Annotated in this window: 12 protein-coding genes; 11 read left to right on the forward strand and 1 reads right to left on the reverse strand. The window is 63.8% G+C overall.

From position 1 onward, the window contains the following. Nucleotides 1-20 precede the first annotated feature (20 nt). From AC16JP_RS05850 to AC16JP_RS05900, 11 genes are all read left to right on the forward strand, one after another. Nucleotides 21-467: a PaaI family thioesterase gene (locus AC16JP_RS05850; RefSeq protein ID WP_484339668.1), complete on the forward strand. Its 447-nt coding sequence runs from the start codon at nt 21-23 to the stop codon at nt 465-467. Further along, nucleotides 464-1,585 carry a cell division protein ZapE gene (zapE, locus tag AC16JP_RS05855; protein ID WP_484339669.1) on the forward strand — a complete coding sequence of 374 codons (1,122 nt, stop codon included), beginning with the start codon at nt 464-466 and terminating at the stop codon, nt 1,583-1,585. The genes AC16JP_RS05850 and zapE overlap by 4 nt, the downstream gene beginning before the upstream one ends. Before the next feature lie 67 nt (nt 1,586-1,652). Next, a complete protein-coding gene (locus tag AC16JP_RS05860; RefSeq protein ID WP_484339670.1) occupies nt 1,653-2,696 on the forward strand; it encodes an HlyD family secretion protein in 1,044 nt (347 codons plus the stop codon). Further along, entirely contained in the window at nt 2,693-4,297 is a 1,605-nt protein-coding gene (locus tag AC16JP_RS05865) for a DHA2 family efflux MFS transporter permease subunit (RefSeq protein ID WP_484339671.1), read from the forward strand. The genes AC16JP_RS05860 and AC16JP_RS05865 overlap by 4 nt, the downstream gene beginning before the upstream one ends. Before the next feature lie 90 nt (nt 4,298-4,387). Continuing rightward, entirely contained in the window at nt 4,388-5,350 is a 963-nt protein-coding gene (gene mdh / locus AC16JP_RS05870) for a malate dehydrogenase (protein ID WP_484339672.1), read from the forward strand. Nucleotides 5,351-5,396: 46 nt separating this feature from the next. Further along, nucleotides 5,397-6,596, forward strand: coding sequence for an ADP-forming succinate--CoA ligase subunit beta (gene sucC, locus AC16JP_RS05875; protein WP_484339673.1), 1,200 nt, complete (start codon nt 5,397-5,399; stop codon nt 6,594-6,596). 2 nt (nt 6,597-6,598) lie between these two features. Next, nucleotides 6,599-7,483, forward strand: a complete 885-nt coding sequence (gene sucD / locus AC16JP_RS05880; RefSeq protein ID WP_484339674.1) for a succinate--CoA ligase subunit alpha — start codon at nt 6,599-6,601, stop codon at nt 7,481-7,483. A 124-nt stretch (nt 7,484-7,607) separates the two neighbouring features. Next, nucleotides 7,608-10,451: a 2-oxoglutarate dehydrogenase E1 component gene (locus AC16JP_RS05885; RefSeq protein WP_484339675.1), complete on the forward strand. Its 2,844-nt coding sequence runs from the start codon at nt 7,608-7,610 to the stop codon at nt 10,449-10,451. A gap of 10 nt (nt 10,452-10,461) precedes the next feature. Then, on the forward strand, nt 10,462-11,691 hold the full coding sequence (gene odhB, locus AC16JP_RS05890) for a 2-oxoglutarate dehydrogenase complex dihydrolipoyllysine-residue succinyltransferase (RefSeq protein ID WP_484339676.1): 1,230 nt from the start codon (nt 10,462-10,464) through the stop codon (nt 11,689-11,691). A gap of 28 nt (nt 11,692-11,719) precedes the next feature. Then, on the forward strand, nt 11,720-13,111 hold the full coding sequence (gene lpdA, locus AC16JP_RS05895) for a dihydrolipoyl dehydrogenase (protein WP_484339677.1): 1,392 nt from the start codon (nt 11,720-11,722) through the stop codon (nt 13,109-13,111). A 16-nt stretch (nt 13,112-13,127) separates the two neighbouring features. After that, on the forward strand, nt 13,128-13,757 hold the full coding sequence (locus AC16JP_RS05900) for a trimeric intracellular cation channel family protein (RefSeq protein ID WP_484339678.1): 630 nt from the start codon (nt 13,128-13,130) through the stop codon (nt 13,755-13,757). 15 nt (nt 13,758-13,772) lie between these two features. Here AC16JP_RS05900 and sppA read toward each other — a convergent pair. After that, nucleotides 13,773-15,238 (reverse strand): signal peptide peptidase SppA (gene sppA / locus AC16JP_RS05905; RefSeq protein ID WP_484339679.1); only part of this gene is annotated, 1,466 nt, incomplete at its 5' end.

Consider the following 15,238-nt stretch of genomic DNA (forward strand, 5'->3'; position numbering starts at 1 on the left):
GTGCCCGCTAGTCGCTGCCCATGGCTGCATCACTGGTGGAAGAAGGCCCCTGGCAGGGGTGGCACGCATGGCACGCAAGGCCCGAAGGGCGCTTCATCGACGGGCTGGGCGATGTCTATTACCGCGAGGAAGCGCCGGGTGTTCTGGCAGCCATCGAAACCGGAAAGCGGCATGCAAATGGCCTCGGGTTTCTGCATGGCGGTTTTCTGATGGCCTTCGTCGATGTGACGATGTTCGCAACCATCCGCCACATGCTCGGGCAGTCGGCGGGCGTCACATTGCAATGCTCGACCGATTTCATCGGCGGCGGCGCGGTCGGCAAGGTGCTGGAAGGGCGCGGGCGGATCGTCAAGGAAACCGGCAAGCTGGTGTGGGTGGCGGGCACACTGACGCAGGACGATGGCGCGGCGCTGGTCTGCCAGTGGCACGGAATGCTCCGCAAGGTGCCGAGAAACCCGCAGCGATGAGCAGCATATCGTCGGCCTACGAGGCGCTGGTCGCTTCGGGCGAGTTGCGCCCGGACGCGGCGCAGCAGGCCGTTGCAGCGCGCCTTTCAGTGCTTGCTTCGGCGCTGGAGGTGCCACCGCTCAAACGCGGGTTTCTGGCCGGCCTGTTCCACCGTAACGATGCACCGGCAAGGCCGCGCGGGCTGTATCTGTGGGGCGGGGTAGGGCGCGGCAAGTCCATGTTGATGGACCTGTTTTTCACCCATACCGGCTTCGAGCCGAAAATCCGCATTCACTTCCACCAGTTCATGCTGGAAACCCATGCGCGCATCGCCAAAGCGCGGGAAATCCATCCGGGCGATCCGATCCCGGTCGTGGCGCAGGGCTGGGCTGACGAAGCGCGGCTGTTGTGCTTTGATGAACTGCATGTAACCAACATCGCCGACGCGATGATCCTGTCACGGCTGTTCACGGCGCTGTTCGATACGGGAGTAACTGTTGTTACCACCTCGAACCGTACGCCCGACGACCTCTATCGCAATGGCCTGAACCGGGAATTGTTCCTGCCCTTCATCGCGCTGCTGAAGCGCGAGCTGGACATCATCCCGCTGGATGGGCCCGTCGATTACCGGCTGCACCGCATGGGCGGCATGCCGACCTATTATGCGCCGAACGGGCCGGACGCGACCAGGGCGCTTTCGGAACTGTTCTTCCGCCTGACCGATTTTCCAGTCGAGGATCGGGATCATGTGCCGACGGCCGACCTCGATGTCGGCGGCGGGCGGCTGCTGCATGTGCCAAAAAGCCTGAAGGGGGTCGCGGTGTTTTCGTTCCGGCGCCTTTGTTCCGAAGCGCGGGGCGCAGCCGACTATCTGGCGATCGCGCGCGCCTATCACACGGTCATACTGGTTGGCGTTCCGGTGATGGGCCGGGAAAACCGCAATGAAGCCGCGCGTTTCGTCACGCTGATCGATGCCCTCTATGAATGGCGCTGCAAGTTGCTTATGGCGGCCGACGCGCCGCCCGAAGGCCTGTATCCCGCAGGCGACGGCCATTTCGAGTTCGAGCGCACGGTTTCCCGGCTGATGGAAATGCAATCGGCTGATTACCTCGCGGAAGGGCATGGTTTGCGCGCGTGAACGCACGGCGATCCTAGCCTATTCCCCAAGTTGAATGCACTTCGAGTGCCAAATAGAAGCTGAGCACATGGAACGAGTCCGAAAGAGCATCTTCCCGGCCCTCCTCGGGGTGATTGCCGTTCTTGTCGTGGGTTTCGGCCTGTGGTGGTTCCTCGAGGGGCGCTACTGGGAATCGACCGACAACGCCTATGTCGAGGCCGACATGGCGGTCATCGCCGCCAAGGTTCCGGGCTATGTCGCGTCGGTAGAAGTCGGCGATAACCAGCCGGTAAAGGCCGGGCAGCCGCTGGTCCGGATCGTCGACGCCGACTATCGCGCCGATCTTGCCCGCGCAGAAGCCGAGGAAGAGCGCCTGCTGCGCGAACGCGGTGCTGCAGGCGCAAGGGTTTCAGCGCAGGGCGGCGCAATCGATCAGGCGCGCGCCGCGCTCGATGCAGCTATCGCGCAGGCCAGCCGGGCTGCTGCCGACGAAAAGCGGGCCGAGGATCTTCTGAAGCAGGGTTTCACCACCCGCGCTGCGGTCGATGCCCGCCGGGCGGAAGCGGCCTCTGCCGACGCGCAAGTTGCCGAGCGCAAAGCCGCAGTCGCCGCCGCCCAGTCCGCGCGCGAAGCCGCAAGCGGCAGCGCCGGCGGGGCGGATGCAGCGCAAAAAGCGGCACATGCGGCAACCGAGGCTGCCCGGCTCGACCTTGAGAATACCGTCATCCGCGCGCCTTTCGACGGCATCGTCGGCAACCGCTCGGTCCGCCGTGGGCAGTTTGCCCGGCAGGGTGCGCAACTGATGGTGGTCGTCCCGGTCGAGGAAGCGTTCATTCTGGCAAACTTCAAGGAAAGCCAGCTTCGCAACATGAAGCCGGGGATGCCGGTCGAGGTGGAACTGGATATTGCGCCCGATCACCGGCTGAAGGGCCGGATCGACAGTTTTTCTCCCGCATCCGGTTCCCGTTTCTCGGTCATTCCTCCTGAGAACGCGACGGGGAATTTCACCCGTATCGTCCAGCGCGTGCCGGTGAAGGTCCTGCTCGATCGTCCACTGCCCGCGGATGTCCGCCTCGTGCCCGGCACATCGGCCAGGATCAGCGTCGACCTCCGCAATAGCCCCGCCGGATGACGAGCGTCGCCGACGCGCTGCCCGCGCCCCAGCCGCCGGCTGCCATGGCGTCGGATGCGGGGCCGGACGCAGCATCGTTTTTCGCATTCATCCTGATGTCGCTCGGCATGTTCATGGCCATCCTCGACATCCAGATCGTCGCGGCGTCGCTGGGGCAGATTCAGGCGGGGCTTTCGGCGTCGGCCGACGAAATCGCCTGGGTGCAGACCAGTTACCTGATCGCCGAAGTGGTGATGATCCCACTTTCCGGCTTTTTGTCGCGTGCGCTGGGCATCCGCATGCTGTATGTGCTGTCGTGTGCGGGTTTCACGCTGGCAAGTCTCGCCTGCGCGATGATGACATCGATCGAGGGGATGATCGTTGCGCGGGCCTTTCAGGGCTTCGTCGGCGGCGCGATGATCCCGACGGTTTACGCCGCATCGTTCCTGATGTTCGGGCGCGGGCGTCAGTTGCGGGTAACAGTCGGCATCAGCTTCATCGTCACGCTGGCGCCCACCATCGGCCCGGTTCTCGGTGGGTGGATCACCGCGATCTTCCCGTGGCACTGGCTGTTCCTGATCAATGTGATTCCGGGCGTGTTCATCACGGTGGGCGTGCTGCTGCTGGTGCGCCTGCCGGATCAGCCGAACCCGTCGCTCCTCAGGCGGATCGATCTCGTCGGGCTGGTTGCGCTGTCGGTGTTCTGCGGCGGCGTGGTTTTCGTGCTCGAGGATGGCGCCCGGCGCCAGTGGTTCGAGGATGAGGCGATACGCCGCATGGCGATGGCGGTCGCGGTTTGCGCGGTCGTGCTGTGGTGGCGGATCCGGCATGCACCGGAACCGATCATTTCGTTGAAGCCATTCACCAACCTGAACTTCGCGGCCGGTGCGTGGATGGGGGCGGTGTTCGGAATCGGCCTGTATGGGCTGGTCTATCTCTATCCGCTGTATCTGGACCGGGTGGCGGGGATGTCGTCGGCGCAGATCGGCACGACCGTGTTCGTGACCGGGATGTTCATGTCGCTGTCGGCGCCGGTTTCCGGCTATCTCTCGAACCGGACGGACCCGCGCATCGTCGCGTCGATCGGCTTCCTGTTGCTGGCAGCTTCTACCTGGATGACAACAGACCTTACCAACCAATGGCGTTTCAACGAATTTTTTATTCCGCAGATGCTGCGCGGCACCGGCATCATGTTCTGCATCCTGTCAGTCAGCGTGATGGCGTTCGCAACATTGCCGCAGGAATATATCAAAGATTCGACGGGCCTGTTCACGCTGATGCGCAACATGGGGGGCGCGGCCGGAATCGCGCTGATCAACACGATCCTGCAAGTGCGCACCAACATGCACCAGGCAAGGCTGGCCGAGTCGGCCAATCCGGGGCGGGCGGAAATCGCCGAGCGGCTGGAAGGCATGGCCACGATGGCGACATCGCGCGGCATGGCCGACCCCGACAGCTTTGCAATCCGCGCGCTGGGTATGACCATCCGCAAGGAGGCCATGGTGATGGCGATGGCGGATGCGTTCCTGATCCTGTCGGTGATCTTTGTCGTTTCCGCCATCATTCCGGCGTTCCTGAAACGCCCCGGCACCTTTGCAGACCCCTTGCCCGACGCCCACTGAAACGCCGGGCGGGGGATTGAGCGGTTGACGCTGGCGAAAGGGCGGGTCTATCGCCTCGGCGCACTTGCAACATCATCCAAGAGGAATCCCATGGCACGCAGGAAGATTGCCCTCATCGGCGCAGGAATGATCGGCGGCACGCTCGCCCATCTGATCGGGCTGAAGGAACTGGGCGACGTCGTCCTGTTCGACATCGCCGAAGGAACCCCGCAGGGCAAGGCGCTGGACCTTGCGCAATCCGCCCCGGTCGATGGCTTCGACGTGAAGCTGCGCGGCGCCAACGACTATGCCGACATTGCGGGCGCCGACGTGTGCATCGTCACCGCCGGCGTGCCGAGGAAGCCCGGCATGAGCCGCGACGACCTGCTGGGCATCAACCTGAAGGTGATGAAGGCCGTTGGCGAAGGCATCAAGGCGCATGCGCCGGACAGCTTTGTCATCTGCATCACCAACCCGCTGGATGCGATGGTGTGGGCGCTGCGCGAATTCTCGGGCCTGCCGCACAACAAGGTGGTCGGCATGGCCGGCGTGCTTGATTCGGCGCGCTTCCGCCACTTCCTTGCCGAAGAATTCAACGTGTCGGTCAGGGACGTGACAGCGTTCGTGCTTGGCGGCCACGGCGATACCATGGTGCCGGTCGTCGAATACTCGACGGTTGCGGGCATCCCGATCCCCGACCTGATCAAGATGGGCTGGACGACGAAGGAAAAGATCGACGCCATCGTCCAGCGCACCCGTTCGGGCGGAGGAGAGATCGTGGGCCTGCTGAAGACCGGTTCGGCCTATTATGCGCCGGCCGCATCGGCGATTTCGATGGCCGAAAGCTACCTGAAGGATCAGAAGCGCGTGCTGCCCTGCGCCGCGCACCTGTCGGGGCAGTATGGCGTCGATGGCCTGTATGTGGGTGTTCCAGTGGTGATCGGCGCCGACGGTGTCGAGCGCATCGCCGAAATCGCCCTGAACGCCGAAGCCAGGGCCAATTTCCAGGTCTCGGTCGACGCGGTGAAGGAACTGCTGGTAGCCTGCAAGGGCATCGAACCTTCGCTTGGCTGAGGTGTACGGCTGAATCCGAAACGGGTTTCTCGATCAAGGAATTGATATGAACATCCATGAGTATCAGGCGAAGGAGCTTCTTTCGAAGTGGGGGGTGCCGATCCCGAAGGGTATCGCGGCCTTTACAGTGGAAGAAGCGGTGCAGGCTTCGAAGCAGTTGCCGGGGCCGCTGTATGTGGTGAAGGCGCAGATTCACGCCGGTGGGCGTGGCAAGGGCAAGTTCAGGGAACTGCCGCCGGAAGCCAAGGGCGGTGTGCGGCTGGCGAAATCGGCCGAGGAAGTCGGCGTTGCGGCGGCTGAAATGCTGGGCAACACCCTCGTCACCATCCAGACCGGCGAGCACGGCAAGCAGGTGAACCGCCTGTATGTGACCGACGGCGTCGATATCGCCAAGGAATTCTATCTTGCGTTCCTCGTCGATCGTGCAACCGGCCGCGTTGCCTGTGTCGCCTCGACCGAGGGTGGCATGGACATCGAAACCGTCGCCCACGACACGCCGGAAAAGATCCGGACCTTCGCCATCGATCCGGCGACCGGCTGGAAGCCGCATCACGGGCGGACCGTCGCAAAGGCGCTCGGCCTGTCCGGAGATCTGGCCAAACAGGCCGAAGATACTTCGGCGAAGCTCTATGCCGCCTTCATCGGCACCGACGCCTCGCAGATCGAAATCAACCCGCTGGCCGTGACGGACGATGGCAAGCTGATGGTGCTGGACGCCAAGGTCGGCTTCGACTCGAACGCGCTCGGCCGCCATCCCGACCTCGTCGCGCTGCGCGACCTGACCGAGGAAGACCCGGCCGAAGTCGAGGCATCGAAGCACGATCTCGCGTTCATCAAGCTCGATGGCAACATCGGCTGCCTGGTGAACGGCGCGGGCCTTGCGATGGCGACGATGGACATCATCAAGCTGAACGGCGCCGAGCCTGCCAACTTCCTCGACGTGGGCGGTGGCGCATCGAAGGAAAAGGTGACGGCGGCGTTCAAGCTGATCCTCGCCGATCCGGCGGTCGAAGGCATCCTCGTCAACATCTTCGGCGGGATCATGCGCTGCGACATCATCGCCGAGGGCATCATCGCCGCTGCCAAGGAAGTGAACCTCTCGGTTCCGCTGGTCGTGCGCCTTGAAGGCACCAACGTGGAACTCGGCAAGGAAATCCTCGCGAACTCGGGCCTTCCCATCGTCTCGGCAGACGATCTGGGCGACGCCGCCCGCAAGATCGTGGCTGAAGTGAAGAAGGTGGCCTGACAATGTCGATTCTCGTCAACAAGAACACCAAGGTCATTACCCAGGGCTTCACCGGCAAGCAGGGGACCTTCCACGCAGAAGCAGCCATTGCCTATGGCACGCAGATGGTTGGCGGCGTGGCGCCGGGGAAAGGGGGCATGAAGCACCTCGATCTGCCCGTATTCGACACCGTGCTTGAAGCCCGGGAAGCAACCGGCGCCGATGCCTCGGTGGTTTATGTGCCGCCGTTCGGCGCGGCCGACGCCATCCTGGAAGCGATTGCAGCCGAAATCCCGCTGATCGTCTGCATCACCGAAGGCATTCCGGTTCTGGACATGGTGCCGGTGAAGCGGGCGCTGCAAGGCTCGAAGTCGCGCCTCATCGGCCCGAACTGCCCCGGCGTGCTGACGCCCGGTGAATGCAAGATCGGCATCATGCCGGGTTCGATCTTCTCGAAGGGTTCGGTCGGCGTCGTCTCCCGCTCGGGGACGCTGACCTACGAAGCCGTGTTCCAGACGACCAACGAAGGCCTCGGCCAGACGACGGCGGTCGGCATCGGCGGCGATCCGGTGAACGGCACCAACTTCATCGATGTCCTCGAACTGTTCCTGGCGGACGACGCCACGAAATCGATCATCATGATCGGTGAAATCGGCGGTTCCGCCGAAGAGGAAGCCGCCCAGTTCCTGAAGGACGAAGCAAAGCGCGGCCGCAAAAAGCCGATGGTCGGCTTCATCGCCGGCACCACCGCGCCTCCGGGCCGGCGGATGGGCCACGCGGGCGCCATCGTTTCGGGTGGTCAGGGCAAGGCCGAAGACAAGATCGCAGCCATGGAATCGGCCGGGATCAAGGTCAGCCCCAGCCCATCGGAACTTGGCCGCACGCTGAAGGCCTTGCTGAACGGCTGATGCAGTCGCGCGGCCGCTGGGGCTGCGCATTCGGTCGCATGGCAGCCATGCGCCTGACGTATGAGGTTGAGATAGCCGTCAATGGCGGCTATCTCGGCCTCGTTACGGCCCAAGAGGATCAGAAATGCTTGACGAGCAGGGACTCCCTGACCCGCTGCCACGCCCGAGTTGGGCGCGCCCCGACTGGCCCATCACTCCAGACGACGAACTGACGCTCGCGCTCGACGCGGGGTTGCCGGGCCGGGCGGCTGTCGCAGTCGCCAGGGCGACGGGCAAGCCGGCCCCCACAGCCGATTCGGCAGATGCGCGCCGTGCCGCTGACGATACGGTGAAGGCAACGATGCTGCTTCGCACCTATCGGGTGCGCGGCCATCTGGCGGCGACGCTCGATCCGCTGGGCCTTGCAGACCGGCCGATGCCGGCCGACCTGACGCCGGAATATCACGGCCTGACCGATCTCTCGCGGACGGTCTATCTGGGCGGCATGTTCGGCGGTATCGAAACCATGACGGTTGCCGAACTGGTTGCGACGCTCAGGGCCAACTACTGCGGCCATGTCGGCCTCGAGTATATGCACATCCACGACGTGGAGGAGCGCCGCTTCCTGCAGGAGCGGTTCGAGGGCCGCAACAAGGAAATCCAGTTCTCGCCTGAGGGCAAGAAGGCGATCCTGAACAAGCTGATCGAAGCCGAACAGTTCGAAAAATTCCTTGCCCGCAAATATGTGGGCACCAAGCGCTTTGGTCTCGAAGGCGCAGAGGCGGCGATTCCCGCACTCGAATCGATCATCAAGGTGGGCGGCGCGCTTGGCGTCCGCGAGATCGTGATAGGCATGCCGCACCGTGGCCGCCTGAACGTGCTTGCGAACGTGATGCAGAAGCCTTTCAAGGCGATCTTCCATGAATTTTCCGGCGGCTCGTCAAACCCCGACGATGTCGGCGGTTCGGGCGATGTCAAATACCACCTCGGTGCCTCTACCGATCGCGAATTCGACGGCAATAATGTCCACCTGTCGCTGACGCCGAACCCCTCGCACCTCGAAGCCGTGAACCCGGTGGTGCTTGGCAAGGTGCGGGCGACGCAGCAGCAGATCGGTATCGAGGAACCGGCCGCCGACCTGAACAACCTGCAGGACACGGTGATGCCGATCCTGCTGCACGGTGATGCGGCGTTCGCAGGGCAGGGCATCGTGGCCGAATGCTTCGGCTTCTCGGGCGTTCCGGGCTACTCGACGGGTGGCACCGTGCACTTCGTGGTCAACAATCAGGTTGGCTTCACGACTTCGCCGGCGTTCGCGCGCTCCAGCCCTTATCCGTCGGATGTGGCCAAGATCGTGCAGGCGCCGATTTTCCACGTGTTCGGCGACGATCCGGAAGCGGTGACGTTCGCGACCAAGGTTGCGACCGAGTTCCGCCAGAAATTCAATCGCGACGTCGTGGTCGACATGTGGTGCTATCGCCGCTTCGGCCACAACGAAAGCGACGAACCGGCGTTCACCCAGCCGCAGATGTATGCGCGAATCCGCGACCACAAGTCGGTGGCGGCTCTCTACGGAGAGCGGCTCGTGGCTGAAGGGCTGCTTTCGGCAGATCAAGTTGCGTCGCTGGAAAAGGCGTTCATCGACCGGCTGGAAGCCGACTTCGAGGCAGCACCAGCGTTCAAGGCCGTCAAGGCCGAATGGTTTGGCGGATACTGGCAGGGCCTGCATCAGCCGGCCGATCCGGTAACGGCGCGGCGCGCTGCCGATACGGGCGTTCCAGAAAGCCGCCTCAGGGAAATCGCCGCCAGCATCCACACGACGCCGGAAGGCTTTGCCATGCACCGCACTCTGGAGCGGGTGGTGAAGGCGCGCGAAACAGCGATCGAAGCGGGCCATGGAATCGACTGGGCCACCGCCGAGAGCCTGGCCTTCGGAACATTGGTCAGCGAGGAAGGTGCCGAATATGGTATTCGCCTTTCCGGACAGGACAGCGGCCGCGGGACTTTCTCGCAGCGTCACGCAGTCTGGGTGGACCAGACGACAGGGCGCAAGTTCGCCCCGCTGTCGAAGCTTGGCCGTTTCGAAGTGTTCGACAGCCCGCTGTCCGAGTTCGGGGTGCTGGGGTTCGAATATGGCTTTGCCATGGCCGATCCCAAGTCGCTGGTGCTTTGGGAAGCGCAGTTCGGCGATTTTGCCAACGGTGCGCAGGTGATGATCGACCAGTTCATCGCTTCGGGCGAAGCGAAGTGGCTGCGGGCCAATGGCCTGGTGATGCTGCTGCCGCACGGCTATGAAGGGCAGGGGCCGGAACACTCGTCGGCGCGGCTTGAACGGTATCTTCAGCTTTGCGCCGAGGACAATATCCAGGTTGCGAACTGCACGACGCCGGCGAACTATTTCCACATTCTGCGCCGGCAGATGCTGCGGCCGTTCCGCAAGCCGCTGGTCATCATGACGCCGAAGTCGCTGCTGCGACACAAGCATGCAGTGTCGACGCTGGCTGAAATGGGCGAAGGGTCGCGCTTCCATCGCGTGCTCGACGATCAGGCGGCGCTCGATCCGGCGAAGGTGAAGCGGCTCATCCTCTGTTCGGGCAAGGTGTACTATGACCTCGCTGAAGAGCGGGACGCGCAGGGCCGCGACGATGTCTGCATCCTAAGGGTGGAACAGCTTTATCCGTTCCCGGCCGATGCTGTCGCCGACAGGGTGAAGCGGTTCGCCAACCTCGAAACCATCGTTTGGGCGCAAGAGGAACCGCGCAACGCGGGTTCGTGGTTCTTCGTCGATCCGCTGATCGAGGAGGCAACGGGAATCCGCCCGGTCTATGCCGGTCGTGCGGCGGCTGCTGCCACGGCAACCGGGCTTGCCCGCCGCCACGCGGCCGAGCAGGCGAAGCTGATCCATGAAGCGCTCGGAGAAGACCGTAAGGCGGTGCGCGCCGCCATCCGGTCCAGCCTGAAGTCCAGTGGTCGCAAGAAGGCGGCCTGAAGGGAAGACGATGGACGTAGTGATTCCAGCGCTCGGAGAGAGCGTGACCGAAGCAACCATTGGCCAGTGGCTGAAGAAGCCGGGCGATGCAGTGAAGGCCGACGAGCCGATCGTCAGCCTGGAAACCGACAAGGTGGCGGTTGAAGTGAACGCGCCGGCCGACGGCGTGCTTCGTGAGCTGAAGTTCAAGGAAGGCGACACCGTGACGGTGGGCGCCGTGATCGCGACGCTGGAAGCGGGCGCGACCGCCGCAGCGGCCTCCGCCCCGGCGCCGGCTGCCGCCGCGCCTGCGCCGTCGGCACCAGCCGCTGCACCAGCGGCAACCCCTGCTGCCGCACCGGCGGCGGGCGCTGCCTATGAGGCGCTGTCGCCTGCGGTCCGCGTGCTGATCGAGACGTATAACCTCGATGCAGCCAGCATCGCGGGCACCGGCAAGGATGGCCGCCTGACGAAGGCGGACGTGCTTGCGGCGATCGAGGCAGGAACCGCCAAGGTTAAGGGGGCGGCCGATGCATCTGCCACCGCCAGACCGGTCGCCACCCGCCGCGAAGAGCGTGTGCGCATGACCCGGCTGCGGCAGACGATCGCGCGCCGCCTGAAGGAAGCGCAGAACACGGCGGCCATGCTGACCACCTTCAACGACGTCGACATGACGGCGGTGATGGAAGCCCGCAACCGCTACAAGGACGCGTTCGAGAAGAAGCACGGCGTTCGGCTTGGTTTCATGTCGTTCTTCGTGAAGGCCTGTGCGCTGGCCGCCAAGGACGTTCCATCCGTCAATGGCCGCATCGACGGCGACGAAATCGTCTTCCAGGACTTTTTCGACGTGGGTGTTGCGGTTTCCGGGCCGGGCGGGCTGGTCGTCCCGATTCTGAAGGACGCCGATTCGAAAAGCTTTGCCGAAATCGAGCTGGAAATCGCCGACTTCGGCAAGCGTGCCCGCGATAACCGGTTGACGATGCAGGAAATGCAGGGCGGCACCTTCACCATCTCGAATGGCGGTGTGTTCGGCAGCCTGCTGTCGACGCCGATCCTGAACCCGCCGCAATCGGGCGTGCTTGGGATGCACCGCATCGAGGAGCGGCCGGTGGTCGTGAAGGGACAGATCGTGGTGCGGCCGATGATGTATCTGGCGCTCAGCTACGACCACCGCCTGATCGATGGCCGCGAAGCCGTCACCTATCTCGTGCGGGTCAAAGAAGCGCTCGAAGATCCGACGCGCCTCGTGATCGACCTCTGACAGCAATACGGATCCAGGGAACATCGTGATGGCCGACTATGACGTGATCGTGATCGGGGCAGGGCCGGGTGGCTATGTCGCTGCTATTCGCGCGGCGCAGAACGGCCTGAAGGTGGCCTGTGTCGAATCGCGCGAAACGCTGGGCGGCACCTGCCTTAACGTCGGCTGCATTCCTTCAAAGGCGCTGCTGCACGCATCGGAACTGTTCGAGGAAGTTTCGGGCGGGCATCTGAAGAAGTTCGGAATCACCGCAAGCGCCAGCATCGATCACGACGCACTGATGGCTTCGAAGACCAAGTCGGTGAAAGGCCTGACCGACGGGATCGCCTTCCTGTTCAAGAAGAACAAGGTCGATTGGCTGAAGGGCAAGGCAAGCCTTGCTTCAAAGAACGGCGTTCTGGTCGAGGGCAAGACGTTCACTGCAAAAAACATCGTCATTGCAACGGGATCATCGGTTACGCCACTGGCCGGTGCGCAAATCGACAATGCGAAGGGTGTCGTCGTCGATTCGACGGGCGCTCTTTCTCTGGCGAAGGTACCGGGCCATCTCGTCGTCATCGGCGGCGGTGTCATCGGGCTTGAACTGGGGTCGGTCTGGCGGCGCCTTGGCGCGAAGGTGACGGTGGTTGAATTCCTCGACCAGATTCTGCCCGGTATGGACGGCGAAGTGCGAAAGGAATCGCGCAAGCTGCTGACAAAGCAGGGGATGGAGTTCCGGACGGGCACCAAGGTTACGGCGGTCAAGGCATCGTCGAAGGGCGCAGTGCTGACGCTGGAGCCGGCTGCTGGTGGCGAAGCGACAACGCTGGAAGCCGATGTGGTGCTGGTTGCGATCGGCCGGCGCCCCAACACCGATGGGCTGGCGCTGGAAAAGGCGGGCCTTGCCACCAACGCGCGCGGCCAGATCGAGGTGGACCATTACCTCTCGACGGCAGTGCCCGGCATCTGGGCGATCGGCGACGTGACGCCCGGCCCCATGCTTGCCCACAAGGCCGAGGACGAAGGCGTCGCCGTTGCCGATACCATCGCCGGGCTTACCGGCTATGTGAACCACGATGTGATTCCCTCTGTCGTCTATACCATGCCGGAAATCGCCGGCGTCGGCCTGACCGAAGAAGCCGCGCGCGAGCAGCATGACGTGAAGGTGGGCAGCTTCCCGTTTCTGGCGAACAGCCGCGCCAAGACCAACCAGGACACCGATGGCTTCGTGAAAGTCATCGCCGATGCAAAGACCGACCGGGTGCTGGGTGTCTGGATCGTCAATCGCCTTGCCGGCACGCTGATCGCGGAAGCTGCTCTCGCGATGGAAATGGGCGCGTCGTCCGAGGACATCGCGCTGACCTGTCATGCCCACCCGACGCATGCCGAATCGATCAAGGAAGCGGCAATGGCGGTGAGGGGCAAGCCTATCCACATCTGACACGGGCTTCCTAACGTTGGAAGGCGAGACCCTCGAACAGATACGGCGCGTGTTCCTTGCGCTGGACTATGTCGGTGTGCTGATCTTCGCCATCACCGGCGCGCTGGTGGCGGCGCGCGCGCGGCAGGATTTCGTTACCTGCGCCTTCTTCGCTGGAATGACCGGCATGGGCGGCGGCACCATTCGCGACCTGCTGATCGGCGCACCGGTATTCTGGCTTGAACACGGCTGGTTCGTGGCGGTCTGCCTTGCCGCGACATTCGCCGTCTGGTTCCTTCGCACCGAGCAGTGGCCGGGCAAGCCGCTTCGCTGGCTGGATGCGGTCGGGCTGTCGGCCTATTGCGCGTTCGGGTCGCTGAAGGCGCTCAGTTTCGGCATCGATCCCGTTCCGGCGATGGTGATGGGCGTCATCACCGCGACGTTCGGCGGAGTATTGCGGGACATGGTGGCGGGCCAGCCTTCCGTGCTGATGCAGCGCGAAATCTACGTGACGGCCGCAATCGCGGGCGCCGCGACGACGGTGCTGCTGGCGGCGGGGGCCGGGCTGAACGGCTGGATTGCCGGTGGGGCGGGTGCAGCGGTTGCGCTGTTCATCCGCGCCGGGGCACTGCTGCGCGGCTGGAAACTTCCGATACACCCCGGTTGACCCCGGCGCTTTGCCTTAGTGCAAAAGCTTCCCGACCATCGCCAACAGATCTTCCGGTCCGGCGCGCCTGGCCGGTGCTGCTACCCGATATAGACCGCAACCAAGGCAGCTTGCCTGCACGGTCGGGCCATTGGCGATCTGCAACGTATCGTGGACTTGCGAGGCAGCTTTCATCCGTGCCGCCAGCACATTGGCTGCCAGAACGTCGCGCGGCGCAGTCGCGCGGACCTGCTGCCCCTCGAGCTTTTGCAGCACCGCGACGAGCAGAGACGGTTCGGGGCGCATGTCGATGGTGCGGGGTGTGCCTTTCAGCCCAGCCCGGCGGCCGGCTTCGGCGATTGCTGCATCGAGGTCGCCAAACCGGTCGATCAGGCCGAGTTCCTTGGCCCTGACGCCCGACCATACGCGCCCTTCGGCAAGCGCCTCGACCTGCGCGACCGGCATCTTGCGGGCGGTGGACACACGAGACAGGAACTGCTGATAGACGTCTTTCACCCCGCTCTGGATCAGCAGGCGCGTCGGCTCGTTCAGGCCGCCCAGCACGTCTGGCTGGCCGCTGAATTCGGTGGTCTTCACGCCGTCTGTCGATACGCCGATCTGTTCCAGAGTGCGCTCGAAGGTGGGGATGATGCCGAATACGCCGATCGATCCGGTGACCGTAGAGGGGCTGGCGAAGATCATGTCGGCTGCGGTTGCAACCCAGTAGCCGCCGCTGGCGGCAACCGGGCCGAAGCTTGCGATCACCGGCAGTTTGCGCGCACGCGCATCCTCGAGTGCGAGGCGGATCTGCTCGCTGGCGAGGACCGAGCCGCCGCCCGAATCGACGCGCAGAACCAGCGCCTTCACATCGCTGTCGGCGACGGCGTCGGCGATCAGCCCGGAAACCGTGTCGCCGCCAGCTTCGCCCAACGGCACATCGCCATCGACGATGCTGCCCGCTACATGGACGACAGCAACGCCCGGGCCTGTTTCCTCTAGCGGTTCCCGTACCGCCCAATAGTCGTGTGCCAGGACGCGGCGATAATCTCCGGGGCGCTCAGGTTCGGCGCCGTCGCCCAGCTTTTCCTTCAGTTTGCGCCGCCAGTCGTTCTCGCTCAGCACTTCGTCGACGAGGCCGGCGTTCTTTGCCAGCACGGCCTGATCGGTGTTGGCGCCAGCGACGCGCGCTGGCCAGCTTTCCAGCAGAGCCGCGATGTTCAGGTTTTTCCGTTGCCCCTCGACGCCGGTGCGCCAGCGCACCCATATGTCATTCACCAACTGCTGTTCGGCGCTGCGCGCTTCGGGTGAACTTTCATTGCGGGTGAATGGTTCGACGAAACTTTTGTAGGTGCCGACGCGGAACACCTCTACGTTTACTTTCAGCCGGTCGAGCGCATTCTTGAAATAGAGATTGTTGCCGCCGGGGCCGCTGAGCATCACAGCACCCTGCGGCGACAGCGAAATCCGGTCAGCATGCGAAGCAAGGAAATAGCCATCATCGC

It is taken from the genome of Sandaracinobacteroides sp. (assembly GCF_057137845.1).